This is a genomic window from Pseudomaricurvus sp. ABR4_320 (assembly GCF_056159445.1).
Window position 1 is genome coordinate 182,009 of record NZ_JBSWVF010000008.1, and the last position, 26,217, is coordinate 208,225.

The following is a 26,217-nucleotide window of genomic DNA, read 5'->3' on the forward strand; positions in this document are numbered from 1 at the left end:
TTTTTATTTCGACCAACAGCTTCGCTAGCTTTCCACCCCTTGAGCCTCAAGACGAAATTGTTTTGGGGTGATCCCCGTGTGCCGTTTGAAAAAGCGGCTAAAATGCGCCGGATCAATGAAGCCCAAATCGGTGGCAATTTGAGAGGCTGTGCTGTTGGTGTAAACCAACGTTCGTTGGGCTTCAGTCAGTATTCTTCGGTGAATAAGCTGTAGGGCCTTAGATTGCCGAAAGCGTTTGCATAGGTTGTTCAAATGCGTGGCGGAAATGCCAATCTGATTTGCATACCAGTCGACACTGTGCTGTTGATTGAAGTGGTGCTCAACGAGTTCGATAAAGTTCTCAACATGCCAGTTGGCTGCTGAATCTTCCTGTTGTGTTTGGTCGGGTTGTAAGTGACGATCAATCCATATCGCGAGAGCCTGAATGAGGCTTTCCAGTTGCAGTTCCCGGTGGGGCTGCTGAATGTGAGTCTCCAGACACACGCCATGCAGTAATGTGCTTATGTATTCCTGGTGCTCCGCCGTTGACAGCTTGTGACCAGACGCTTGCAGCCAGTGAAGTTGTCCTAACCGATCTTCTAAGGTTTTGAGCAGTGGTCTCGCCACAAATAAGACGTATCCAGAAGAATGCTCTTGCCAGAGAAAGGTATGAACGCTTTGGGCGGGCACGATCAGTAGGTCGCCGGGCGCGACTAGGTATTTTTGAGCGTCGACCTCGGCTTTGCCTTGTCCTGTTAACAGAAAAAAGACCTGGAGCAGATCCGGGTGGCGGTGAGGCTTAATTTGCCAGTCGTATTGGGCGCTGCGAATACTCAGTTCTTCGCAGTGGGCACGATCCAATAGGGGCCAGGGCGTTGGCTCGCCGTAGAAGTCGGTCGCGGGAATATTGTGATGTCCGGCCATGGGCTGTTAGAAAATTGATAATTATGTTGAGTGTTATTTCTAATTTATACCAAAAGAATCTTTGCTATCCTAGCATCTGGCGCCAGGCGGTAAATTTTGTTTAAGTATTGAGCAATTAGTGCCGTATACCTCGTAATTGCCAGCGATAGCTTGTAAAGTCACGCGGTTTGTAGTCCCCGCATTATTCTTACTCTGTCCGACTGCGTTTGTGGACTTATCCCGAGCAGACCTCCGAAATTGTATTGATCACCCCTTTGTGCTCCGGCTCTGGTGGGCCACCGTTCGCGCTTTGGTGGTGTGTTGAACGCTGCAGTAACTGATTGTTTTATAGGAAGAAAACCCTTGGTAACAAGTAACGGAAAAACCATTGGAAGAAAAGAGTTTATCGCGCTGATGGCGGTGGTCATGTCTCTCACGGCTTTGACCACCGATGCCATGTTGCCTGCGTTACACGCTATTGGTGTGGAATTACAGGTTGCCACAGCGGCAGATACCCAGCTGATTATCTCGGTCATGTTTATCGGGATTGCGTTGGGACAGATCGCTCTTGGCCCTCTTGCAGACAGTCTAGGTCGCAAGCCAACGATGCTGATAGGGATTGGCATTTTCCTGATAGGCTCGGTATTAACGATTGTCGCAGATGATTTTGGCACCATGATGGTTGGTCGACTGATCCAGGGGTTGGGGATGGGCGCGCCGCGAGTTTTGTGTATGGCGATCATTCGAGATCAGTTTCGGGGCCGCGAGATGGCCCAAATCACATCCAATATCATGAGTATTTTTATATTGGTGCCGATGTTGGCGCCAATGTTTGGGCAATCCATGCTGTTTCTGGGGGAGTGGCGATTGATTTTCGCCGCAATATTTGTCTTTGGGCTTTGCGTTGGCCTTTGGTTTTATTTGCGTATGCCAGAAACACTGTCGGCAGACAATAAGGTGCCTTTTTCATTGTCTCGCATTACGCGCACCACGGCGATGATTTGCCGGAATCGTGCGATCATGCTTTATACGCTTGCGACGGGCTTGGTTTTTTCGGGCTTTGTGGCCTATCTAAGTTCATCGGCGACGATATTCCAGTCGATCTATAAAATGGGTGATTCGTTTGCACTCATTTTTGCGGCGATTGCGCTGGGTATTGGTATCGGTTCACACATGAATAGCCGCTTGGTCATGCGGTTTGGCATGGCGCCAATCGTTTACGCTGCAGCGATGTTGGTGTTGGCGTCTTCGTTGATTTACATGGGCGCCACTCTCATTGTGGGGACGAATTTGCCGCTCTGGTGTACTTGCCTTTGGCTAGTGTCGGTTGTGTTTTGCAATGGGTTGGTGTTTGGAAATCTCAATGCAATGGCAATGGAGCCGCTGGAGAAAAATGCCGGGATTGGTTCAATGGTGGTTGGTATGTTATCGACGCTGATTTCGGTTCCGCTGGGTGCGTTCGTCGCCCGATCTATGGGGAGTGATATGCTGCCGCTGGCCATCGGCTTTTTTGTTTTTTATCTGGTTGCGCTACTGGTTGTAAAGCTGGCAGGTCGGTTTTCTGAGCCTGTGACGCGTTAGGGGCCTCGTAGGACTCGACAATCTTCCTCGGAATCATTTTAATCAGCGTTTTGTTGCTGGTTACTTATCTTGAAACTTAGAAGTAAACTGATCGTCAGCTTTACCGCTGTCACTTTGATACTCGTGCTTCTGCTCTTTCTGGTGTTGCGTTGGAGCTTTGGTCGTGGTGCAGAGGCTTATATTCTCCAGCAAGACCGAGCTGAATTGGAAGCTTACGGGGAAGCCTTGTCCCGTTGGTATTCGATTCACCCGTCCTGGGAGCCCTTGTCTGATCGAAATCAATGGCATGCGTGGCTGGAGCAAAATGATCCCGATCCAAACAGCGGCAGCAGGGGACCTGGACCAGAGTTTCAACCCGGCGATAGCAGACCTCCTTCAGGCCCGCCTGATGGCAGGGGGCCTAATGGGCCGGGTGGTGGACCTCCTGACAATGGCGCCGGTCCGGTAAAGCCATATTTTTTGCTGTCACCGGATGGCAATCTGTTAGCCGGGGAAAGGCGCGAAATCGGAATGCAATTTCCGATAAAAGACCCTGCAGAAAAGCTTCAGGCTTATTTGGCATTGCCTCCGCCACCATCACGATTGACAGGGTTTTGGAATAATCCGCTGGTCAATCAAAGCTTTGAAATTCTTTTGCTTCTTTCCGTGTGTGGCTTGTTGTTGTCGATCCTCGCTGCTGTGATCTTTTCATCGCGCTGGGTTGGCCGCCTGCTTGCTTTGCATGCGCATGTTGGCGTGCTTGCTCAGGGAGAATATGGTCGCCAGATGCCTGTGGATGGTCGAGATGAGATTGCTGAATTGTCTCTGCAATTAAACGAACTCTCCTTACGTTTGCAGTCATCCCGCGATCAACGGAAACAGTTAACGGCAGACATTTCTCACGAATTGCGAACGCCACTGGCAAATTTACGTGCGGGGTTGGAAGCGATGCAGGATGGCCTTTTGCCGGCGGATGGTAAGGGCTTGGAGGCTCTGTTGGGGCAGGTGCTAAGACTGAATCAACTGGTTGAAGATCTCTATCAGCTCTCTTTAGCCGATGCTGGCGTGTTGACTTGCCATCGAGAGCCGCTCGATCTGTCAGTGCTCGTTAGCGCGGTTATTAGCGATTACCGACTGCGAATCGAGGAAGCCGGCCTCAGTATAGAATGGGTGATCGATCGTGAAAATCGATATGACGTGCTCGGTGACAAGGGGAGATTAACGCAGTTGCTAACCAACTTGCTGGAAAACAGTCTGCGTTATACGGATGCGCCTGGCAAGATTAGTGTTTCGATTTCAAAGCGGGATAACGAAGTAATTTTGGTTGTCGAGGATAGTGCACCCGGAGTTGCGTCCGAGTATTTTACGCATTTGACCGATCGTCTGTTTCGTGTCGACAAATCCCGTAATCGTGTTAGCGGAGGTGCCGGCCTTGGGTTAAATCTGTGTCTCGCGATCGCAAAAATGCACCAGGGTGATTTGCAGATTACCGCCAGTTCGCTGGGGGGAATTGCCGTTACATTTTCTTTGGAGTTAGCCCCATGACATTGCCTCCGCAGATTTTGCTCGCCGAAGATGAGCCATTGTTGGCTCAGGCACTGTCGGCCTACCTTAAGCAGGATGGTTATCAGGTTTGCGTTGTAGATGATGGCGCCGAGGTAATCCCGACGTTTGAGCGAGTCAAACCGGGCATGTTGTTACTAGACATTATGCTGCCGAATATTGATGGCATGGTGCTGTGTCGTGAAATACGAAAAGTTAGCCAATTGCCAATACTCATGTTAACGGCGCGCGTGGATGAAGTGGATCGTTTACTGGGGTTGGAACTGGGCGCTGATGATTATATTTGTAAGCCCTATAGCCCTCGAGAGGTTCTCGCTCGCATTCGAGCCGTTTGGCGTCGTTACGAGATTTATCAGGAGAATTCTTCTGGCTCAGACAATACCTCGCCGACAGAGGAGGTCGTTTTGGATGAGAAAACACTGACGGTGCATTGGCAGGGCAAATCGGTGGAGTTGACTCTCGTTGAATTCAGGCTTCTACAGACATTGCAGGGCGAACCTCGCCGAGTGTTTAATCGTCAACAATTGATGAATCGTATTTATAACGACAGCCGTATCGTCAGTGATAGAACCATAGATTCACACATCACCAAGTTACGGCGCAAGTTGCAAGATGTTGGGCTTTCACAAGACATTATTCGATCGGTTTACGGCGCCGGTTATAAGATCAACTTGCCGATTTGATCCATTTCGTTTTTACTGTTACTGGAATTTCTTCTTTGAGTTTGTTCGGCCCTAGGTTGTTATTTCCATATTGTTTGCACATTCCCTTGTTATTCTGAACTGAGATTTTCGGACACACGTCTGTATTTGACCACGGTTTCCGTGTGCCAAGTGTGTCTTTTCATCGGCATTTGCTGTTTGATTCATTCGTCTCAGGAAGAATTCTAATGAAAGATCGCTCGTTGAGATCTCTGTTGCTTTTGGCCTCTTTAACCTTGCCTGTCGCATACCTCAGTGGTTGCGGTGGAGACTCAAGCAGTGGTGATTCTGACTCCACAGAAACAACAACAGAAACCACAACAACCACGACCGACGATAGCACCACGACGGATACGTCAGATGATTCGAGTACGACGGCCATCGATACATCCGGTGTCGACATTACTGATTGTGAAAGCGATACGGACATTGAAACAGTGGTCTGCGCGGCTGAAAGCTTTATCTCTACCCTGACCTCCGATGAGCAGACTTCGTTAATTTACGACTGGTCAGATTCCACGGCGAAAACCACTTGGTCAAATTTCCCTGTTGGAATTGCGTCTCGTAATGGTTTGAGGTTTGGGGATTTAAGTGAGGAGTCTGTTACTGCAGCATTGGGCGTGGCTAGGGCTGCTCTGAGTGAGGCGGGCTACGAAGATTTTATTGCTATGCTAAAAGCAGATGATTATCACTTATCCCAGTGAAGGGGTTCTGGTATCCAGTTTGACGACAGAGCAGCAAAGCTTGGTCAAGCAGGCCATCGCTGGTTGGGTGGAAGACTATGCTGCAGATGTTTCTGACGCGCGTATGGCGGAGTATACTTCGGATGCCGTTCTTGCCGAGACCTATATTGCTTGGGGAGGGACAGAGTCAGCGGGGGTGGATGTTGATGTGAATGGCACTTATATGCGAATTGATGGCCCTCGGCTTTGGATAGAAGTTGCCTGCCAAAATGGGATCGTTATACAAAATGAAACCCATTACCACACAATCTTTCGCGACAAGTCAATGGATTATGGGAATAGTCTGTGAGTGCGAAAGGTATCAGTCTGCAGGCGAGTCGCAATTCTACTTGTCTGTACGTCCTCTTTTTGCTCATTTTTGTATTTGGCTGCGCAAATGCACGGGCCCACGATGCGCTGACGAGCGGTGTCTGGTTGGATATCGGGTCTAAACATGTCTTTCTGGAAACGGTGGTCCCGGTCAATCAGTTGGCATTGGCGTTACCGGAATTCTCAGAAAAAGTGACCGTGTTACGTGAAGCCGACAGGGAGCTGTTAAAAGAGTATTTTATTGAGCACGTCGGCTTGCTCGGGAAGGATGAGAAGCGTTTTCCCGGTAAGGTTTTAGCGCTGTCGTTGGCAGATCAGGAAGGGCAAAGGTTTCTATCGGTTCAAATGGCGTTTTATTTGTCCGATTCATCTGACAGTGAGGGCTTGTTATTGCTCGACGATGCCGTACTGCACCGGGTCGTCAGTCACAAAACCTTTGTTTTGATACGCTCAGATTTTCGTCGTGGAATGGTGTCTGGCGATGTCACCCAGATAGGCGTTATACGCTACCGGCACAATTCTCTGCCATTAGTTGAAGCATCCGGTGATCGCTGGCAAGGATTCGTCGCCATGTTGATGTTAGGGGCTGAACACTTTTGGGAGGGAACCGACCATCTGCTGTTTTTACTGGGGATTCTATTGCTGACACCTGTGTCTGCCTGGCAGCGCAGGGCACGAAGAAAGGTTGCGGCAAAAACGCTCCTGTTGTCGATTACCGCGTTTACCCTGGGTCACTCAATATCTCTGGCTGCGGCATCTCTCGGTATTTTGGTGATTCCTGCCAGGCCGATCGAAGTGTTGGTTGCATTGTCAATTCTGGTGGTTTTTGTTCAAGTGTTGCGGGGAGTGGGAGGGCGCCATCGTGGAGTTTGGTTGGCTGGAGGTTTCGGGTTGATTCACGGTCTCGCCTTTGCCGGTGTATTGATGGATATGAAACTGGTTGGTGCTGATCTGGCCGTGGCACTCCTCGGATTTAACCTCGGCCTTGAATGTTTGCAGTTGCTTGTCATCGGTCTGTTGATTCCGTGCTTTTATCTGCTGGGGGATTCGCGGTTTGGTTCCTGGGTTGTCAGAGGTGTTTCGGTGTATGCCATGATTCTAGCCGGAGGTTGGGTTGTGGGGCGTTGGTTGGCAATACCCAGTCCTGTCGCCGGTTTGGATTCCTTGTTAACTGAACACAAACTCGCCATTTTCTTGGGGTTTGCGGTGTTGTGTTTACTGCAGGGAATGCGACGATCACGAGGCCATCGGGCGTCCTCTATCGCCACCTATACGATTGATTAAGTTGTTCTTCCGAGTGCACGGTTCCCCATTCCTGTAAGTCGGGGGGTGGCGTGCCACTGTACAGCTTTTACCCAATTCTGTTAGTCTTCCGGTCCCCCCCGACAACTTGAAACTCTGTTTTCCTGATCTTTGGATCAGGCTGGGTTTATAGCGCCCATATATCGAGTTTTGCCTCACGTCTAATTCATTGAGTAGTACTATGACTATAAAAATACGTCTCAGTCTGATGATGTTTTTGCAGTTTTTTGTTTGGGGTGGCTGGTTTGTAACCCTTGGAACGTTTCTAGCGAAAAACCTCTCCAGTAGCGGTGCCGAGATTGGCATGGCGTTCAGTACCCAATCCTGGGGCGCGATCGTTGCGCCATTTATTGTTGGCTTGATCGCGGATCGCTTCTTTAATGCAGAGCGTATTCTTGCGGTTTTGCATTTGGTGGGTGCGGTACTTTTGTACCTTATGGCAACGGCAAGCGATTTCTCAGCATTTTATCCTTTGGTTCTAGGCTATATGATTCTTTATATGCCTACTCTTGCGTTGGTGAACAGTGTCTCGTTTCGCCAGATTGCTGACCCTGCGAAAGATTTTCCCGGAATCCGAGTTTGGGGAACGGTTGGATGGATTGCAGCGGGTTTGGCGATTAGCTACCTGTTTTCTTGGGATTCATCCGACGCGATCGAAAGCGGTATGTTAAAAAATACCTTTTTGATGAGTGCGATTGCGGCGGCGATTCTCGGCGTCTATTCATTGACACTGCCAAGTACGCCGCCGGAACGATCTGGAGGTGAAAAAGTGTCTTTAGCCGTTTTGATCGGCGCCGATGCTTTCCGGCTATTGAGGGATCGAAACTTCCTCATTTTTTTCGTCGCCAGCGTGCTGATCTGTATTCCTTTGGCTTTTTATTACCAGAATGCGAATCCCTTTTTAAGCGCTGTAGGTGTCGAAAACCCAACCGGAAAAATGACCATTGGTCAGATGTCCGAAGTGCTCTTTATGCTACTGTTGCCTCTGTTCTTACAGCGATTTGGCATCAAGTGGACTCTGGTTGCAGCCATGTTGGCGTGGGCGCTGCGTTACGCGCTATTTGCATTCGGTGATGCCGACAGTGGTCTGTGGATGCTGATTTTGGGTATTGCTTTGCATGGTATTTGTTACGACTTTTTCTTCGTTGCCGGTCAGGTTTATACCGATGGTCGTGCAGGGCCTGCGTTTCGTAGTTCAGCCCAGGGGATGATAACCTTGGCGACCTATGGTGCTGGGATGTTGATCGGATTTTTCATTGCTGGCTGGGCAACGGATCACTATCAAGCTGCCGATGGCGTTATTTGGAACAGCTTGTGGATGTTTCCTTGTTTCATTGCTCTGGTCATCACAGTACTCTTTGCCGTCAGCTTTAATGGTAAGCGCGCAAACGCTGCGACTGAGGCGTAGGGATTCTTTGAGTTAGTCTGCAGTCGCAGGCGCGTTTGGAAAAATGGGTGGTTCGCTCATAGGCCACCCATTTCTTTTGGACTATGAGCTAGTTCAATAAGCTTTTTTCTTCTAGCTTTCGATCTTTCTTGAGCTTCACACGTATAACCGATAACGATAGGTTCTTCTATCAGGCTCTGCGGCAACAAACGAAAGTAGCATCAAACCCGTTGCAACTATACTCCCGTCCCCTATGCCCGAAAGTTGCATATCTCCGCCTATCCACAATCTCTAGTATCTGTAATGTTAAGGCCATTGAGAGAGTAAAATTATGGAGCACACCGTACTGGTCGTAGGTGGAGGTGCTGGCGGGCTGCCGCTGGTCACTTTGCTTGGGCGCCGTTTGGGGAAATCCGGTAAAGCTAAGATAGTCCTGGTGGATAACGCAGGTAGTCATGTATGGAAGCCACGCTTCCATGAGGTGGCGACGGGCGCTATCGACGGCGATCTGGATGCTGTGGATTTCCGCGCTCACGCTCGTCTCAATCACTACCGTTTTGAACCGGGTGCTCTGCAGTCGGTGAATCGCGAGAGTCGCACGATTACCCTGGCTCCCGTGACCGATGAAACTGGCGAGGTTATGTTGCCGGCTCGGCAATTGGCATACGACACGTTGGTTCTGGCCATTGGCAGTCAAAGTAATGACTTTGGTACGCCGGGGGTGCGGGATAATTGCTACTTTTTAGACCGGCGTGATCAGGTGGAGCGTTTTCGAGAGCGCTTTCTCAATTTGTGTCTAAAGGCGGACTATCGAGACTCGCCTCTGCGTGTGGCTATCGTTGGCGCTGGTGCTACTGGTGTTGAGCTGGCGGCTGAAATTCACCATGCGGTGGCCATGTTGCACCTCTATGGTCACGATCACCTGGATCGTTCGCGCCTGCAAGTGGATATTCTTGAGGCCGCGCCGCGCATACTGCCGGGTTTACCTGAGCGGATTTCGACGGCGGCGTCCAAGCGGTTATCGGGATTGGGGGTGACGATTCATACTGGCTCGGCTGTAAAAAGTGCGGAACCGGGTGCGTTTATTGTCGGAGAGGATGAGCGCCTGGAAGCTGATTTACTGGTCTGGGCAGCGGGCGTAAAAGCCTCGGGTCTGCTCACTGAAATTGATGGCCTCACCACTAATCGAATCAATCAAATCGAAGTGAATGCGTCACTTCAGGCAAAAGGCGATGAGAACATCTTTGTGATGGGAGATTGTGCCTGTCTGATCCCAGAGGGTGCTGAACGCCCGATTCCGCCTAGAGCTCAGGCTGCGCAGCAAATGGCAAAATTTTTGGCGAAGCAAATTCCCAAGCGCATGGAGGGCAGGTCTCTGGATAATTTTGAATACCGCGATCAGGGCTCCTTGGTGTCTCTGTCCAATTACAGTTCAGTCGGGCATCTGATGGGTAACTTAAAAGGCGGCAACTTTTTCATTGAAGGCTGGCTTGCGAGGATGATGTATGTCGGGCTGTACCGAATGCATCAGGCTGTTTTGTTCGGTTGGGCGCGTACCATCATGCTTCTTTTGGCGGGACGTTTTGGTCGTATGGTCAGACCCAGGCTCAAGCTGCACTGAGTTGTCTCATTATCATCATTGCTGCCGGTTGGTGGCGATGATGTTCCGTCGTTTTCTCCCTTTATTTGTATTCTTACCTATCATTACGCCTTTTCGGCAACATTATTCCTCATAGTCGCTGCTGTTGATCTGCGCTAAATGGCGCTTGAAGGCTTCCAGCGCTTTATGGTCAGTGCAATCCACGTTAAACGTGTTGTGAAAGTTAATGGTCATAGCGGCATGTTGATCTTTGAGTGTCACCGTGTAGCCATCAAAGCCAGCGTCGGCTGACATTCCATCCAGGCGCCATACCTCGCCACTCTTTTCTCCATAGCGAGTGACCTTTTCAAACACGCTTAGGGCTTCTCGAACATCGATTGCGACATCGTCTGACATGGTTGTGCTCCGCTTGATTAGTGCTCGGTGAGAGGTACGAAGCTTGACTGGCAAAGGTTCGCTTAAGAATTTGCCGCCTAACACAGTAATGTGACAATATTATTAAGATTTTGGCAAAAACTTGGTTTAGTGCATTTTTTATGTATTATTAATGTATATACAAAGTATAGCCTTGGGTTGGGTTAGTTCACTGGTTATAAGTAGATGTTACTTAAGCTTTTGAATTAAAAGGGAACAATGAACGGAGAATACCAATGAGAACAATAAAAACCGCTCTATGTGTTGGCCTGTTGTCAGCGTCTGTATGCTGGGCTGGCGACAAAAATTCTGCCGAAGAGACAATATTTCTCTGGCAAGATGCCGTTAACAGCGGGCTACAAGTGCAGCCTGTCCAGCTGGTTGAGCCAAAATTCCCCGCTCGGGCGGCCCATGAGCGCAAAGAAGGGTTTGTGACCTTGTCATTTCAGGTCAGTGAGAACGGTGACGTCACTGATATTCGGTTGATCGACGGTAAAAACAGCCGGTTTTTCCTGGGGGCAGCGAAAGAAGCTCTGTCGAAATCGACGTTTCGAGCAGAAAATCGCCGCGGGCAAGCCGTGGCGGTAGCCGGACTGGAAAAGCGTTATGACTTTGAGCTGGTTTCCGTAGCTGGGTATGCAGAGCGCAAAGCGGAATTGGCTGGGCTTTGAGCGTTATCGGCCGCTTTTATTGAGATTCCGCGGAAGTTGTACCCTCTGCGGGATCTGCTGATTGAGATGCCTGTTCCTGCACAAATTCCCGAATAAATCGACGTATCTCTCTGGCTGCGCTGCTGTCTAGCTCTTCACAGAGGGCGATAAACTCATCTCTCTCTTCCGAGCTGATCCGGATGATTAGCTGACTGTCCTTTTTCTTTTTGCGCTCTCGCTTACCGGATTTTGTCATTGAAATGTACAACATCAAGTGGTCTGGTGAAGGGCTGAGTCTACCGAGCTGCCGATAGGGTCGCAATTACCTGGCGTTAAATTGCCTATATTTGGTGGCATGCTGCCTCTGAGAGGGAGGGCGAGTTCTGTAGCCGTAGGATGGGCTTTTCTTTTTTAACGATCTAGAGCGCCTGTTTTGCTATTTTATCCCAAAATGTAGCACTTTTTAGGATGGGTGTTGATGCGCTGTAATCTCGGCGCTATATTCCCCGCAAACCGTCATTCAGCTTGCTGTCGATCAAATCACTTTCGTTTGAGCCTTCTCGGCATGCGAGTGTACTAATCTCCGGTAGGGTGATATCCATATTATCGGTGCGTTGAATCCGCTGCCGTATTCCATCTGTTGACCGCTTATAATTAAATGCCGCCGGGATAACATACCTGTGGGCGAAAACTAGTTGAGGTGCCTTGTGAACAAAGATCGATTGGTCATTTTCGATACAACCTTGCGCGATGGGGAGCAGAGTCCCGGAGCGTCCATGACTTTGGATGAAAAAGTCCGCATTGCCAAGATGCTGGAGAAGATGCGGGTCGATGTCATCGAGGCAGGTTTTGCCATTGCCAGTCCTGGGGATTTTGCTTCCGTAAAAGCGGTAGCGGATGCCGTAAAGAATTCTCGCGTATGCAGTTTGGCTCGCGCCAATAAGCTCGATATTGAGAGAGCCGGGGAGGCGATTGCCACGGCAGCAGCAGGGCGCATTCACACGTTTATTGCGACCTCGCCTATTCACATGAAATACAAGCTCAAGATGTCGCCAGAGCAGGTCCTTGAGCAGGCGGTCGAGGCGGTGAAACTGGCTCGCAATCTTTGTGATGATGTGGAGTTTTCTCTCGAAGACGGCAGTCGCACTGAGCCGGACTATATGTATCGAATTATTGAGGCGGTGATTGCTGCCGGTGCGGGAACGGTCAATATTCCGGATACCGTTGGCTATGGCTCTCCCGAAGAATATGGTGCCATGTTTAAAGGTGTGATCGACAATGTGCCTAATGCCGATAAAGCGATCTTTTCAACACATTGCCACAATGACCTTGGATTGGCGGTGGCCAATTCTCTCTCTGCGGTGATGAACGGTGTGCGCCAAGTCGAATGTACCATTAACGGTTTGGGGGAGCGTGCTGGCAATGCTGCGCTTGAGGAGATCGTTATGGCGGTGAATACCCGCAAAGATTTTTATCCGGTCGACACAGGTATCGATACTCGCCAGATCGTGCCAACGTCTCGCCTGGTCGCCAGCGTTACAGGATTCCCCGTGCAGCCCAACAAGGCGGTAGTGGGCGCTAATGCCTTTGCTCATGAATCCGGTATTCACCAAGATGGCGTGTTAAAGCACCGCGAAACCTACGAGATCATGACTGCCGAAGATGTAGGTTGGTCGTCAAACCGATTGGTGTTAGGCAAGCATTCAGGGCGAGCTGCTGTGCGTTCACGCTTTGAAGAGCTGGGTATCAGTTTTGAGTCCAAGGAAGAGCTGGATGAGGCTTTCGTTCGCTTCAAAGATCTTGCTGATAAGAAGCATGAAATTTTTGATGAAGATTTACAAGCACTGGTAGGCGCGCAACGTAAAACCGAAAAGTGCGAAGAAATTTATACCTTCAAAGCACTTGAAATCAGCTGTAAAACTGGCCAGAAACCCTCCGCAAACATTTCTTTGGCAAGTAGCGGAGAGGTGATGTCGGCTCAGGCGGTCGGTAGCGGCCCGGTGGATGCGGTATTTAAAGCCATCGAGTCTTTGGCGAAGAGTGGGGCAGAGCTGGAGCTGTATTTGGTCAGTGCCATTACTGCGGGCACCGAAGCCCAGGGTGATGTCACAGTTCGTCTCTCGCGCAATGGTGTCATCGTCAATGGTGTCGGTGCAGATACCGATGTTGTTGCCGCGTCCGCCAAGGCTTACATCAGTGCTTTAAATTTGCTGGAAACGAAATCCGGTCGTGCACATCCACAATTGGATGGAATCTGACCGTCTGCCGTCAATGCAGGCCGCTGCTTTCGGGGCGCGCGGCTTGTTTGCTTTCGCTCTTTTATCCCCCTCGTCAGATTGCCCAAGAAAGAGGCGGTTTCCCCCGGTTTAACGAGGGCAGTTGCTTGTCAGTGATCTACGCTTAGTAGTACCGACAACACCTTGATGACGAAAGAGACCCGCAAAAATGCTGTCGAAGTGGTTTGGAGTTAAGCGTCCACGCGATTACCAGTCTGATGCCTCGCAAAAAGAGGCTAGGTGCCAGCTTCTCGGTGCCAGTTTGGATGGCGCCTTGGCCATGGCGGAATTCGATAAAGCGGGCCGAATTACTCAGGTTAATCACGCCTATGCCTCTCTTCTCGGGTGCACCCCTGCCGATTTGACGGGGATGCCATACTCTCAATTGTGCGCAGAGGGGGCAGATACTGATGACGAGGCGAGTTATCGAGCGCAGTTATTATCGGGGCGCTCGGCATCTTGCAGTCGAGTTCGCCGTCGCCGTCCGGATGGTGGTCAGGTCTGGCTGAGTGTCCGATTGGTGCCTTTAGCTTCAGAAAGTGGTTCGGCATTGCTCGAGATCGCCGAAGATGTTTCCACAAATGTATACCGAGACCGTGAATCTCAAGGGCTTTGGAACGCGATTAACCGATCAATGGCTGTGGCGCATTTCGATACGACCGGTACGTTGATCCAGGCAAACGAGAATTTTCTGCAGATCATGGGCTACGGGTCTGAGGCGGTCACGGGAATGCGGCACGAACAGTTTTGCTCTGCAGCCCAGCGAGAAAGTGGTGCCAGTGAACGTCTTTGGAAGGAGCTGAATGATGGGCACTTTCAGTCGGGACAGTTCGAGCGGCTCCACAGCGGGGGTGGTTCTATTTATCTAGAGGCTTCATACAATCCGGTATTTGATGTGCATGGCAAGATTGCCAAAATCATCATGTTTGCCAGCGACGTGACGTCTCACACAGTGAAAGCCCTGCGCGAGGCAGAAGGTGCAGCCAAAGCTTACACCATTTCCTTGGACGCGCGTTCAAGTGCAGAAGGAGGTGCCGAGCAGGTCGAGGCGACCAGCGTGCGAGTTCAGAAAATCGCCGATCAGTTGCAGTCAACGGCTACTCGACTGGAAGAGTTGAGTCGAACATCTACCGAAATTGATTCGATTGTTGGGACAATCAATACCATCGCAGATCAGACCAATTTGTTGGCTCTGAATGCCGCCATAGAGGCCGCCCGTGCCGGCGAAGCTGGGCGCGGTTTCTCGGTGGTAGCCGATGAAGTAAGAAATTTGGCCCAGAAGACCACTGCATCGACTCTGGAAATTCGCGACATAGTCGGGCGAATTCAATCCGATACCTCTGCCGTTATCGACAGCATGGACCAAACCGTTGCCGAGGCCGAGGCGGGAAATCGCCTCTCGACCGAAGCCAGTGGCCACATTGGCGATGTGCTAAGACATATCGTCGATACCGTTGCGTCGGTGGAAGAGATTGCCAAGCAGGCGGGGCGTACAGGATAACCCGAAGATTGCCGATTCCTTTGCGGCAGTACTGGCGGTATCATACGTCGCTTTTACGGCCTTCGGGTAACCGGTAGTTGCCAGGCGGAGTACGCTCAGCACGGCGGATTGCACACGCTTTATGAATGAATTACAGCGTCAGACCTACCTCAAGACATTTGGCATTGTCAGCTATATGCCGCGAGTCCAGCTGCCCCATGCGCCGGCCTCAACCCAAGTAACCCCTTCTATCGTTGCCCTCGCTGAGGTTCGCCCAAGGTTGGCGGGCTTGGTGGATGCTCAAGCCGAGCCAGCTCCGGTGATTGCGAGCCCTGCGTCCTCTGCCGACACTGGCAGGGTGGCTGCCGAGGTTGCGGCTCTGGTTGATCAGGTTGAAAGTCGGCAAGTCAGGTCTTCTACTCGTCCGGCTATTCCGGATATTAAGCCCGCAGCTCCTGTCGCCAGAGAAGCGTCCTGTCGATTCTCCTTGGGAATCTGGCGACTGTCTGAACTGTTAATTGTCGACAGTCGCCAATCAGGGTTAGCGCTGCCGACGGATGCATTGTTGCGGAATTTACTCTTAGCGCTGTTTGGGCGGAAGATTGTCTTGCCAAGGGTTGAAATCTTCAATTGGCCTGTCAAATCCCATCAAGCTCTGGATGCTTCTGCTGCGGCTGCCCGTGATGCGCTGGCGGGTATGCTGAGTGGGTATGTCGAACAGGCGCCGATTTCGAATTGTTTGATTTTGGGGTGTGAGGCTGCGACTTATCTCTGTGACGGCGACACGGGCCCATCCTTTGGTGAAGCCAACGTCGATGGCGTTGCGCACCCAGCCATTGTGGTGCCTAGCCTTGCCGAGATGCTGCAGGCGCCGGAATTGAAATCGGTGGCTTGGAGAGAGCTTTCTTCGTTGCGCGCGCGTCTAAAGGGGGCTGAAAATGACCTTTGATGTTGAGGCGCTTCAGTTGTGATTGCACCTTTGTCGGAAGGGATGTCGATTGTCCAACTCGGGCAGTCTTCATTAAATGACGTATTGGATATGGAGTCTCGCGCCCACAGCCATCCCTGGACCACTGACACCATGCGCAGAGCTTTGGATAAATATCTCTGTTTTGGCTTAACGGCGGATTCTGGCGACGGTTCTGCTCCATTGCTGGCATTTGCGATCGTCTTGAATTTGCGGGGGGAGGCAGAACTGCTGGACTTTGTTGTCGATCCTGATTTTCAGGGGAGAGGACATGGGAGGCGGCTTTTGGAATGGCTATTGGACTATTTACCCTCGACCTACGGCGTAGAGCGTTTCTTTCTTGAAGTGCGGGAATCGAATCAAGCGGCGATCGGATTGTACAGTGGGCGTGGTTTCTCTGAGCTGGGTGTTAGGCCGGACTATTATCCCGCAGTCGGTTGGGGGCGAGAAAACGCATTGATTATGGCGATTGAGCTGAGTTTGATGGAACGTCAGTAACATCTTTTTAGGTTTTCAGGATTATCTATGCCGTTTGAGCAGCTTTCTTCCAACATCTTTTTAACCATCGGTATTGGCTGCCTGCTCGCTGCGCTTTTCATCACAGCGTTACTGACTCTCAAGCAACGTCGCCGTGAACGTCAGCTCCTGGGGCTGCGCTGGGTTGGGGGAGTGAGGTTGTTGTTGTCTCATATACAGCAGCATCGAGGATTGACCCACGGTTTTGTCTCCGGTGGTAAGGCTGTCTTTGGGGATATAGAAGCCCTGCAGCGAAAGGTCAGTCGTGACCTGGCAAAGATTTCTGCGCTCGACCCCGCGATTGAAGAAAATGAACGCTGGCAGCAGATTACGCAGCGGTGGGCGCAATTGGCAGGAAACTATCGACGCCTGGATCCTGCGGAAAACATGCGGCGCCACAACCGCCTCATTAAGCGAGTCCTCTATCTGATTGATGAGATCGCTCAAGATACCTATCTTTTATCGCTACGTAATAAAGACCATACATCGTTGCATTCGTACTGGCGTGAGTTATTGATGGCGTCAGAATCGATTGGGCAAGCTAGGGCCTTGGGAACCGGCGTGGCCGCAGCCGGTTATTGTGATCGGCAGTCAAAAGACCGGTTGCGAGAGCTCTGCTCTGAGATTGAGAATAACACCCGCAAATTGCGCCGAGATGTGCAGCCAGGTAGCAACGACTCGCCAAAACTGATCAAAATTTTGATCGACTGTATTAACGAGCACATTCTCCGGGATCGGCCGACAGTGACGCCTGAAGAATATTTCGCCCTGGCCAGTCGAGCCATTGATAGCTTATTCGATCAGTTTGATCGCATGCTTGCTGAATTGCAGTGGGATTAGATCCATCACTCAATCCTGGATACCTTCTTTCGTAACCGTCTAAACGTGACTGTCACTTTCAGGTTTTCGGTAAGCCCTTTCTCCGTCCCACTCTCCTCGTTGATTGATCCAACGTCCTGTTGCGAAATCGAGCGCTAGGCATTCCTTTTTATTTCTCAATCAGTGGTTTTTACCGTTGGTGATAACCCGTTCTTTTCAGTAATGATCCTTTTTGGTGCGTTTATGCTTGGGGTAATGGGCGCCAACAAATTTTTCTGATGAATCTTTTTGGTGTTTTATTGGGCGTTTGTGTCCATGGTGGTGCGATAAGTTCAGTCGACAAAAATCAGTTGTGCCGTTTTCTCTGAATCTACCGAAGTGAAGGAGGTAAATTTGCACTTTAGTTGTGCAAAATGGCGCAATATACGTTTTTTTGCCGTACTTTTTTTGAGTTGATGAAAAACTGATCGTTGGCATACATGCTGCTAAAGGATATGGGCGTTCAAACGATTTCGCTGACCGTGATAAAGGCTGATCGTTTATGGGGCATTCTTGGAGCAAGCGGTTTTTGCCGCTATTGCTTTAAGGTTTCTGAGTTCGACGTCGAGATCGCATCGATTTAACTAAAAAGCAGAAAACTATTATTGAGGAATGAACATGAGCTGGTTTAAACCGCTGGGGCGAGTTGTGGCAGCCACTGTTGTGGGGGTCTCATTTTCAACAACGATCGTACAGGCTGAAGAGCTTGGCTGGCCCGAAAAAGAAGAATTGAAATTTGGGTTTATTAAACTAACCGATATGGCGCCTATCGCCATTGCTTACGAAAATGGCTATTTTGAAGACGAAGGTCTCTACGTGACCATCGAAGCTCAGGCCAACTGGAAAGTCCTGCTCGACGGCGTGATTGATGGAACACTGGATGGTGCTCATATGCTCGCGGGGCAGCCACTTGCTGCAACCATCGGATTTGGGACTAAGGCTCACATCATTACACCGTTTTCTATGGACCTTAATGGAAATGGTATTACCGTTTCCAATGAGATCTGGGAGGCCATGGAGCCGAACATTTCCAAGATGGATGATGGCCGCCCAGAGCATCCAATTAAGGCTGATGCTCTAAAACCCGTCGTCGAAAAATATAAGTCGGAAGGCAAGCCTTTTAATATGGGCATGGTTTTTCCGGTCTCTACCCATAATTATGAATTGCGCTATTGGTTGGCTGCTGGTGGTATTCACCCCGGTTACTATGCGCCTAAAAAGGGTGATACATCGGGCCAAATTGATGCGGATGCACTCCTTTCCGTGACGCCACCGCCACAAATGCCTGCAACTCTGGAAGCTGGAACAATTTATGGTTACTGCGTGGGTGAGCCATGGAATCAGCAAGCAGTATTTAAGGGTATTGGTGTTCCCGTCATTACCGATTACGAAATTTGGAAAAACAATCCAGAAAAAGTGTTCGGTATTACCGCTGAATTCGCCGAGAAATATCCAAACACCACCATTCGGTTAACGCGTGCACTGATTCGTGCTGCAAAATGGCTGGATGAAAATGACAACGCTAATCGCCCTGCTGCTGTGAAGATACTGTCGCAATCAAATTATGTGGGTGCGGATTATGATGTTATCGCAAACAGCATGACCGGAACCTTCGAATATGAGAAGGGCGACAAGCGCGAGGTGCCCGACTTTAACGTGTTCTTCCGCTATAACGCCACCTATCCCTATTACTCTGATGCCATCTGGTATTTGACTCAAATGCGTCGTTGGGGACAGATCGCCGAAGACAAAAGCGACGAGTGGTATAAAGAAACCGCTGCCAATGTGTATCGCCCAGATATCTATCGTTTGGCCGCAGAATCTCTCGTCGAGGAAGGCTTAATGGACGCGAAAGACTTTCCGGATTTTGCCACCGAAGATGGTTACAAGGATCCGCAAAGTGAATTCATCGATGGCGTAACCTATGACGGTACTAAACCTAACGCCTATATCGACGCCTTTGAAATCGGTTTGAAATCCGGCGAAACCCCTTAACCGATAGCTATTACTTCCTGACGTTTTAGGAGCGACTTATGTCCACATCATCAACGAGTTCTATCGGCAAAACCGTCGAGAGGCGATTGTCACCTGAAAAGATCAAAAGTCTTTTCAACGATCTGACCAAAGTTCTGGTAATCCCTGTCATTGGTATCCTCGTCTTTCTGTTGCTGTGGTCATATGGCGCTCAGAAAATCGACACGTCTCTGGGTAAATTTCCCGGACCTGCCGTAGTCTGGGAGCAATTTCAGTCTCTGTATGCGGAGCATGTGCGCGAGCGGGAAAAAGAAGCCGCTTTCTACGAGCGCCAGGAAAAGCGTAACGCCGATCGTGTCGCTAAAGATCCAACCTATGAGCCAAAGATTCGGCCCTATACCGGTAAAGAGACGTTTATCGACCAAATTTTTACGTCTCTGGTGACGGTGATGTCCGGCTTCCTGCTGGCGGCGATTATTGCAATACCTCTGGGTATCGCGATAGGTCTAAGCAAGGCATTGAACTCTGCCATCAATCCGATTATCCAGATCTTCAAGCCGGTCTCTCCTCTGGCATGGTTGCCCTTGGTGACCATGGTCGTGAGCGCTACCTATGTCAGTGCCGATCCAATGGTGCCTAAATCTTTTGTGACATCCATGATTACAGTGACACTTTGCTGTCTTTGGCCAATGGTGATTAATACCGCTGTTGGTGTCGCGAATATCCCCAGTGACCTTGTCAATGTCAGTAAGGTACTGCGATTGCCTGCACTGACCCATGTGCGAAAAATTGTCTTACCGGCGTCCATCCCAATGATATTTACCGGAATGAGGCTGTCGCTCGGTGTGGCTTGGATGGTGTTGATTGCCGCTGAAATGCTGGCGCAAAACCCTGGTCTTGGAAAGTTTGTCTGGGATGAGTTCCAAAATGGCAGTTCCAACTCTCTCGGAAGAATCATGGCCGCAGTTTTGGTTATCGGATTCATTGGTTTTCTTCTCGACAGAATCATGCGGCAAATTCAGCGAGTTGTGTCTTGGGACAAATCCAGCGCTGAGCGTTAATTGAGTCGAATAGAAGGAGTATTTCCGTGAGTAACGTCATTCTAGATATCAGTCATGTCGATATGGTTTTTGAGACTCCGAAGGGCTCATTTACCGCTCTGAAAGATGTGAATCTTAAAATCAAAAAAGGTGAATATGTTTCATTGATCGGACATTCCGGTTGCGGAAAGTCCACGGTACTTAATGTTGTGGCGGGTTTGCACAAGGCAACGCGCGGGGGTGTCGTCCTTAACGGTAAAGAGGTGACCGAGCCTGGTCCGGAGCGAGCGGTTGTTTTTCAAAACCATTCGCTTTTGCCGTGGCTGACGTCCTTTCAGAACGTTGAGCTTGCCGTAAAACAGGTTTTTGGAAAAACGAAGACGAAGGCCGAAATCAAAGATTGGGTGGAGCACAACCTTGAATTGGTGCATATGAGTCACGCTTTGCACAAACGCCCCGACGAAATCTCTGGCGGCATGAAGCAGCGAGTTGGTATTGCGCGAGCTCTTTCTATGCAACCGGAAATTCTTCTGATGGATGAGCCTTTTGGTGCGTTGGACGCCCTGACCCGGGCACACCTTCAGGATTCTCTCATGGAGATTCAAAATGAGCTGAATAACACTGTGATTATGATTACTCACGATGTTGATGAAGCGGTTCTGCTGTCTGATCGCATTGTGATGATGACGAACGGGCCTGCGGCAACCATCGGTGAAATTCTGGATATTGATTTACCTAGACCACGAGAACGTTTGGCCCTGGCGGAAGATCCCATTTATACCCACTTGCGTTCGGAAGTTTTGAAGTTCCTCTATGAGAAACAGCGCAAGATAGAACCTATTTCAAAATCAAAGAAAAAAGGTACTGGCAAAAGTCAGGCCGCTTAATACTCACTTAAAACTGTTGTATGGAGTTTGCAATCCCATGAAATCAATATCAAAAAACGTATTGGCCTTAGCGGTTGTCACGTCGTTCAGTGGTTTAGTGTACGCCGCAGAGACGCTTACCGAAGCCATGACCTCTGGTACTGCATATGGTGATTTTCGTTTGCGTTACGAGGGCGTCGACCAAGACAATGCTCTGGATGACGCCAGTGCCTTGACGTTGCGCAGTCGCCTCGGCTACATCACTGACTCGATCAACGGGTTTTCCGCGACAATCGAATTTGAAGACAGTCGGATTGTTGCAGGTGTTGATGAGTTTTCCGTTCCGCCAGCAGGCTACAATACCGGAGAGTACTCCGTGATTGCAGACCCGGAAACAACCGAGCTGGATCAGGCATTTATTCAATACAAGAGTGATTTGTTTCAAGCGATGGTTGGTCGCCAGGTTATCAAGCTGGATAACGTACGTTTCGTCGGTGATGTGGGTTGGCGGCAGGATCGACAGACGTTTGACGCAGCGACCTTTGTTGCTACCCCTGCAGAAGGATTGACGGTCACTTATTCATACATCGATGAACGCAATCGCATCTTTGCAGAAGAAGCCGATATTAGTTCTAGCGACCACTTATTGAATGCCAGTTTTGAAACTGCCTTTGGTACATTGACCGGATATTCCTACTTATTGGAAGCCGACGATGGTCCAGATAACGCATTAGATACATACGGTATTCGTTTCGCAGGTGAGTCTGGTGGCGATACCAAGTTCAGTTATGCTGCTGAATTTGCCACGCAAACCTCGGAACTTGATGGTCGCGCCGACTATGACGCTGATTATATGCTGTTTGAAGGCGGTGTCAGTGTCAGTGGGATAACGGCGACTGTAGGCTATGAGGTTCTGGGTTCAGATGACGGCGCCTACGGTTTTTCTACACCGCTTGCGACGCTGCATGCCTTTAATGGATTTGCCGATATTTTTCTAACGACGCCGTCTGAAGGTTTGGAAGATCTATACGTAACAGCAGCTGGAAAAATTGGCCCTGGAAAGTTGTCCGTTACCTACCACAATTTTGCAGCCGATGAGAGCAGTGACGCAGTGGATGATCTTGGTACAGAAATCGATGTTGCCTACGGTATGAAATTCGGTAAGAATTATAACGCGGGTATCAAATACGCGGCTTATTCAGCAGATGATTATGCGGTGGATACCGATAAAATCTGGGTTTGGGTTGGTGCAAGTTTTTAATTAGATGAACCTTTGGGTTAGTCAGTGATGCAATTTGTATCACTGACTAACCTGTGCACAAGGTAGATCGGTTAGAAAGGTCTATTGATTGGTGGGAATATATATCCTCGGCCACCACCTACAGCCACACCATGATGAACAGAACCTTTGAATTGAAAGAATGTTATTGGCGATACATTGGTAATTGCTTCTGTCGCTAACGGAAATTCCAAGTTTACTTGTTTGATTTCTTGACCCTGTTCATCAAACAGCTGAAATTCCGTGCCTTTGATTTTGAGGGTAAACGTCACTTCTACGTCATCTTCGGTTTTCTTGCCACAGTCATGTTTTACATCTTGCATATCGAGCTCCTTTCTTTGGGTTAAAATTGCAATGTGAAATTGGCATAGATAAATCGATCTCTGGGATACCGGATTTCTTCGAATTGGTCGTCGAGCAGTTCTGAATCGCTGTTGGTGAGGTTGTTGATTCCCATCTCAATATGGCCCATGCGCTTTGGCAGTTTTAATCTTGATGATACGTCGAATGCCCAGCCATTGTTTGAAATGGTATTTTTAGAAAAGCTCTCATTGCTATCGGCGATGATCTGTGAGGAATAGTCGTATTCTTGGTCGGTGTATCTGGCATTCATCGAGAGAGAAAGAAACGAGTTTGGCCAAAACGTGAGATTTATTAGATTAATATACGAGCGGCCGCTATTCCCGAGAGCGTGTTGCAGGTTGTCCACTTTATTGTATTTGTAGCTAAGGGATAGCGATAGAGTATCAGTTGGTAAGCAATTCGTGTAGAGCTCGTGATAACTTTCATTGGATCTATGTTCTGAAAGGTCGATTGACGCGGTTTCGTAATTCGGCGTGCTATAGTTGAAATCAATTTTTCGTTTTATAAAGTTTCCTCCAAACGTACAGCTCAATGCTCTTTCTGTATCAAACCCCAAACCGTAGTTTTCACTAAGTGAATAGTTTAGGTCATCATAGATTTGGTTGAAGCCAGATGTTTCCGTTTTTGCAATCGTTTGATTGGCTGCGATGTCTCTTTTCACTTCTCTAAAAAATGCTGCTCTAAAGATGACACTGTCAAACCGATAGGATGTACCAAGTTTGGGTGACCATTCGTTAATGTCATCTATTCGACTTGTGCCCGCTAGGTAGTCCAGTCCGTTGAGAAAAATCGATCCTGGAATGTCACTGTGTTTGAGTTCATCATAGGAGACTCCTGCTTCCAGCTGAAGGCGAGGCGTAGGCGAAAATTGAACTGAGGAGAAAAACGTCGTTTGTTCGAAGGGGTAATTTAGTTTGAATTCGACAAGTAAACCCGGCACATTTGTTGATAAATAATTTAAGTTGGCGTTTTCATGCTGCTTGTAATAGCCATAGCCAGCTTCAAATTGAATAGAGTCGATGGACCTCTGGTATTTGATTTCCGCTGATAAAGGCGATTTGTCCGTCGTGATTCCTCCCATTTGATCATAATCATAATATGTCTCATCCCAATGTTGTTTAATTAGGGACGTCATAATCAGGCTGGTAGCACTGGGATTAAAAATCCCGCCGATTCTATAGGTGTTAATGTCTCTGTCTGTAGTCTGATGACTTTCGAATTCTGAGAGGCCAAGGTATCCGCTCTCTGTCTCGGTCTGTCGAATTTCGCCCTGAATTCTGAACCGGGGCGTGACTTCCCAATTTGCAATCAGATTGATGATATCCTGCTGTTGTGGATCATAGTTACTGCTTCCTGCGCTATCGTATTTATATTGGCTTATTCCTAACGACAAGGGGCCATTCAGAAGGTTGATAGAAAGGTCTTCTGAATAGGTGTTATTCGATCCCGCCATTCCTGAAATACGCGCGTTCACACCATCTGTCATAAATAGCTTGTTGTATTCGTTGGTACTTAAATCCAGCGGGCCTTGAAGAGCGTAGGGCAAAATGTCACTGTCCTTGCTTTGCGGTCGTGAGGTATCGTTTGATGGCGGCTGCAAAAGTTGTGATTGAAGAAGTTCTGAAACTCTGGCGGATTCGAGGTGCTTATCTGAGCGATAGTTGGCTGCAAGTAGCCGATGGCCTTGGCTGGAGAACGGGTTGGTGTCTATGGCTTCAATGGCTTTGATTTTTAGCCCTTGTTGAAATCCTATGGCTGTATATGCATCAGATATCGTAGAAGCTCTCGCGGCTTCGTCGTTTTGTAGCAGGCTCTCAGAGCGATAGGGTGCCCTTTGGTCGTTCAGTTGAAGTGACTTTTCGATATCTTTTATTGCGCTAATGGGACGGTTGCTGTAGAGCTTTCTTACGCCTTCATAAAACCAAGGGGTTGGGTCTTGAGGATCAAACTCTTTGGCTAATTCCCATTGAGTCGATGCTTCCTTGTCGCGCTTTTCTTCAAAGTAGGCTCGCCCTAAGTAGCTGCGTAGCACACTTTTCGTCGGGTCGAGGCTTGTTGCAATTTCTAGATCACGTCGACCGTTAGCAATATTTCCTCGACGTAGTTGTGTTAACCCTCTGCCGAGATAGGAGCGAGGGTTGTTTGGGGTGAGCGCTAGAGCTCGATCAAAGCCGAGGTTGGCCTCATCCAATTTTAACGAGAAGAGGTTCGCAAGCGCCTCTTGCGCAACGACTTCTCCATTATTGGTATCAAGCGCAGATGCTTTTTTCGCAGAGTATACGGCGTTAGATAGATCTCCTGTGGCGATCTGTAAGTCGCTCAGCCTGGACCATGCGAGGGAATTGTTTGGCGCTACCTGTGTGGCGGAGATTGCTGTCGCTTTGGCTTGATACAACTCAAGGTTAGCTTGTTGTGCAATGGAGAGAGCGATTAAGGCATGAACAGATGTCGCATCGAGGCTAACAGCGTTTTTTGCTAGGGCTAATGAGGCAGCATTATGATTTGATGCCGACGAAATAACGCTCTGCAATGCCAAAGATTCTGGTGTATTGATAGGACGTAAAATGTTTTCTGCCTTTTCTTTCTGTCCTGCCGAGAGTAGCAGTGCGGCTTTGGCGATGCTTGTGGTGCTTGTTTGGTTGAGAGGCAAAAGTGCTTTAATCGCCAAATCGGGTCGCTGCTGTTCGAGATATTGCGCTATTTGTAGTTTGATATTGCTGTCGAGAGCGAGATCATTGATTGTAAACAGGGGTGGATAATATATCGCCCAGTCAACCATTTCTGCTTTCTCTACATGTATTACGGAAAGTTGTTGCTGGTTTGCGGTGACCTTCGCCTGTTCTCCCGAACTGATTTGGATTGATGAGCCTGTAGTGGGTGATTGTGCATTCACCGTTCCTTCTATAACGGAAATGCTGCTCATGTCAGGCAGTGCTGTTACGATGAATTCTGTTCCTTCTACGCCCGCATTGACGAATGGTGTTTGAACATTGAAGCGGTTTTTTAAACGGCTGATAAAGTGGCTGATGCCTCGCTCCAATTGGAGTAATGACGAGCCATTTGAAGGCGGGGAGGGAAATGTGATGACCGTATCAGAGCCAATTCTCATGTAAGAATTGTTACGTAGATAAAGAGCGGCGCGGCTATTTTCTCCGGTAATCAGCACATGTTCCGTACAGATTCGCCGGTCTTTTAGCAGCGTTTCGACGGTACCCGTTTTCTGGTTTTGAATGCGTACTTCACCAGTAAGCGCAATGGCTGTTGCAATCCAATCCTCGCAACCCATGGCTTTTGATGAAATAAAAATAGCTAGGTATACAACCCATTGTTTCCGCACTTGTTGCTCCTTGTGCTGAACAGTATCCGTTTTCCATCCGACTGTCTTACTGAATCCGTTGCTCCTTTTTAAAACGATTCTTTGCCTGTTATGCCGTTATGGGAGAGACCCTTATCTGAAAAATTTAGGAGCTAAGCATTAGCGTGTGCT

The 26,217-nt window shown here is 49.1% G+C and carries 23 protein-coding genes and 1 pseudogene; 18 read left to right on the plus strand and 6 right to left on the minus strand.

The genetic code is table 11. The features are described 5' to 3' along the window. Nucleotides 1-24: 24 nt before the first annotated feature. Nucleotides 25-252, minus strand: a complete 228-nt coding sequence (locus tag ACXAFR_RS17155) for a helix-turn-helix domain-containing protein (RefSeq protein ID WP_475179051.1) — start codon at nucleotides 250-252, stop codon at nucleotides 25-27. 174 nt (nucleotides 253-426) lie between these two features. Further along, nucleotides 427-903: pseudogene (locus tag ACXAFR_RS17160) on the minus strand (cupin domain-containing protein); the annotation flags it as partial. Nucleotides 904-1,245: 342 nt separating this feature from the next. On the opposite strand from ACXAFR_RS17160, the gene ACXAFR_RS17165 reads away from it, so the two are divergent. From ACXAFR_RS17165 to ACXAFR_RS17200, 8 genes are all read left to right on the plus strand, one after another. After that, nucleotides 1,246-2,463, plus strand: coding sequence for a multidrug effflux MFS transporter (locus tag ACXAFR_RS17165; protein ID WP_475178954.1), 1,218 nt, complete (start codon nucleotides 1,246-1,248; stop codon nucleotides 2,461-2,463). Nucleotides 2,464-2,532: 69 nt separating this feature from the next. Next, entirely contained in the window at nucleotides 2,533-3,987 is a 1,455-nt protein-coding gene (locus tag ACXAFR_RS17170; RefSeq protein ID WP_475178955.1) for an ATP-binding protein, read from the plus strand. Beyond that, the gene (locus ACXAFR_RS17175; protein ID WP_475178957.1) at nucleotides 3,984-4,688 is read left to right on the plus strand and encodes a response regulator; all 705 of its coding nucleotides are present in this window, start codon (nucleotides 3,984-3,986) and stop codon (nucleotides 4,686-4,688) included. Before ACXAFR_RS17170 ends, ACXAFR_RS17175 begins: the two co-directional genes overlap by 4 nt. Nucleotides 4,689-4,894: 206 nt before the next feature. Further along, the gene (locus ACXAFR_RS17180; RefSeq protein WP_475178958.1) at nucleotides 4,895-5,410 is read left to right on the plus strand and encodes a DUF3500 domain-containing protein; all 516 of its coding nucleotides are present in this window, start codon (nucleotides 4,895-4,897) and stop codon (nucleotides 5,408-5,410) included. Beyond that, the gene (locus ACXAFR_RS17185) at nucleotides 5,388-5,738 is read left to right on the plus strand and encodes a DUF3500 domain-containing protein (RefSeq protein ID WP_475178959.1); all 351 of its coding nucleotides are present in this window, start codon (nucleotides 5,388-5,390) and stop codon (nucleotides 5,736-5,738) included. The genes ACXAFR_RS17180 and ACXAFR_RS17185 overlap by 23 nt, the downstream gene beginning before the upstream one ends. After that, nucleotides 5,735-7,042 (plus strand): HupE/UreJ family protein, encoded by a 1,308-nt coding sequence (locus tag ACXAFR_RS17190; protein ID WP_475178961.1) that lies wholly within the window; start codon nucleotides 5,735-5,737, stop codon nucleotides 7,040-7,042. The genes ACXAFR_RS17185 and ACXAFR_RS17190 overlap by 4 nt, the downstream gene beginning before the upstream one ends. A gap of 199 nt (nucleotides 7,043-7,241) precedes the next feature. Then, nucleotides 7,242-8,468, plus strand: a complete 1,227-nt coding sequence (locus ACXAFR_RS17195; protein WP_475178962.1) for a nucleoside permease — start codon at nucleotides 7,242-7,244, stop codon at nucleotides 8,466-8,468. A 310-nt stretch (nucleotides 8,469-8,778) separates the two neighbouring features. Further along, entirely contained in the window at nucleotides 8,779-10,068 is a 1,290-nt protein-coding gene (locus ACXAFR_RS17200; protein WP_475178964.1) for an NAD(P)/FAD-dependent oxidoreductase, read from the plus strand. Nucleotides 10,069-10,170: 102 nt separating this feature from the next. Here ACXAFR_RS17200 and ACXAFR_RS17205 read toward each other — a convergent pair whose 3' ends face one another. Beyond that, on the minus strand, nucleotides 10,171-10,443 hold the full coding sequence (locus ACXAFR_RS17205; protein WP_475178965.1) for a DUF3081 family protein: 273 nt from the start codon (nucleotides 10,441-10,443) through the stop codon (nucleotides 10,171-10,173). Between the two features lie 254 nt (nucleotides 10,444-10,697). On the opposite strand from ACXAFR_RS17205, the gene ACXAFR_RS17210 reads away from it, so the two are divergent. Beyond that, entirely contained in the window at nucleotides 10,698-11,132 is a 435-nt protein-coding gene (locus ACXAFR_RS17210; RefSeq protein WP_475178966.1) for an energy transducer TonB, read from the plus strand. A gap of 16 nt (nucleotides 11,133-11,148) precedes the next feature. Here ACXAFR_RS17210 and ACXAFR_RS17215 read toward each other — a convergent pair whose 3' ends face one another. Next, nucleotides 11,149-11,382, minus strand: a complete 234-nt coding sequence (locus ACXAFR_RS17215) for a hypothetical protein (protein WP_475178967.1) — start codon at nucleotides 11,380-11,382, stop codon at nucleotides 11,149-11,151. A gap of 436 nt (nucleotides 11,383-11,818) precedes the next feature. Between ACXAFR_RS17215 and ACXAFR_RS17220 the strand changes: the two genes are divergently transcribed. The 9 genes from ACXAFR_RS17220 to ACXAFR_RS17260 all read left to right on the plus strand — a co-directional run bounded on the left by ACXAFR_RS17220 (nucleotide 11,819) and on the right by ACXAFR_RS17260 (nucleotide 22,349). Next, the gene (locus tag ACXAFR_RS17220) at nucleotides 11,819-13,369 is read left to right on the plus strand and encodes a 2-isopropylmalate synthase (RefSeq protein WP_475178969.1); all 1,551 of its coding nucleotides are present in this window, start codon (nucleotides 11,819-11,821) and stop codon (nucleotides 13,367-13,369) included. A gap of 187 nt (nucleotides 13,370-13,556) precedes the next feature. Beyond that, nucleotides 13,557-14,888, plus strand: a complete 1,332-nt coding sequence (locus ACXAFR_RS17225) for a methyl-accepting chemotaxis protein (protein ID WP_475178970.1) — start codon at nucleotides 13,557-13,559, stop codon at nucleotides 14,886-14,888. A 121-nt stretch (nucleotides 14,889-15,009) separates the two neighbouring features. Further along, the gene (locus ACXAFR_RS17230) at nucleotides 15,010-15,816 is read left to right on the plus strand and encodes a hypothetical protein (RefSeq protein WP_475178971.1); all 807 of its coding nucleotides are present in this window, start codon (nucleotides 15,010-15,012) and stop codon (nucleotides 15,814-15,816) included. 18 nt (nucleotides 15,817-15,834) lie between these two features. Further along, on the plus strand, nucleotides 15,835-16,332 hold the full coding sequence (rimI, locus tag ACXAFR_RS17235; protein ID WP_475178973.1) for a ribosomal protein S18-alanine N-acetyltransferase: 498 nt from the start codon (nucleotides 15,835-15,837) through the stop codon (nucleotides 16,330-16,332). A gap of 27 nt (nucleotides 16,333-16,359) precedes the next feature. Continuing rightward, nucleotides 16,360-17,190: a nitrate- and nitrite sensing domain-containing protein gene (locus ACXAFR_RS17240; RefSeq protein ID WP_475178974.1), complete on the plus strand. Its 831-nt coding sequence runs from the start codon at nucleotides 16,360-16,362 to the stop codon at nucleotides 17,188-17,190. A 636-nt stretch (nucleotides 17,191-17,826) separates the two neighbouring features. Beyond that, entirely contained in the window at nucleotides 17,827-19,203 is a 1,377-nt protein-coding gene (locus ACXAFR_RS17245) for a CmpA/NrtA family ABC transporter substrate-binding protein (RefSeq protein WP_475178975.1), read from the plus strand. A 38-nt stretch (nucleotides 19,204-19,241) separates the two neighbouring features. Next, nucleotides 19,242-20,243: an ABC transporter permease gene (locus tag ACXAFR_RS17250; protein ID WP_475178977.1), complete on the plus strand. Its 1,002-nt coding sequence runs from the start codon at nucleotides 19,242-19,244 to the stop codon at nucleotides 20,241-20,243. A 62-nt stretch (nucleotides 20,244-20,305) separates the two neighbouring features. Then, nucleotides 20,306-21,109, plus strand: a complete 804-nt coding sequence (locus ACXAFR_RS17255) for an ABC transporter ATP-binding protein (RefSeq protein ID WP_475179053.1) — start codon at nucleotides 20,306-20,308, stop codon at nucleotides 21,107-21,109. A gap of 37 nt (nucleotides 21,110-21,146) precedes the next feature. After that, on the plus strand, nucleotides 21,147-22,349 hold the full coding sequence (locus ACXAFR_RS17260; protein WP_475178978.1) for an alginate export family protein: 1,203 nt from the start codon (nucleotides 21,147-21,149) through the stop codon (nucleotides 22,347-22,349). Nucleotides 22,350-22,420: 71 nt separating this feature from the next. On the opposite strand, the gene ACXAFR_RS17265 is transcribed toward ACXAFR_RS17260, so the two are convergent. Both ACXAFR_RS17265 and ACXAFR_RS17270 read right to left on the minus strand, forming a co-directional pair. Further along, on the minus strand, nucleotides 22,421-22,690 hold the full coding sequence (locus ACXAFR_RS17265; RefSeq protein WP_475178979.1) for a hypothetical protein: 270 nt from the start codon (nucleotides 22,688-22,690) through the stop codon (nucleotides 22,421-22,423). 20 nt (nucleotides 22,691-22,710) lie between these two features. Further along, a complete protein-coding gene (locus ACXAFR_RS17270; RefSeq protein ID WP_475178980.1) occupies nucleotides 22,711-26,067 on the minus strand; it encodes a FecR domain-containing protein in 3,357 nt (1,118 codons plus the stop codon). Nucleotides 26,068-26,217: the final 150 nt, after the last annotated feature.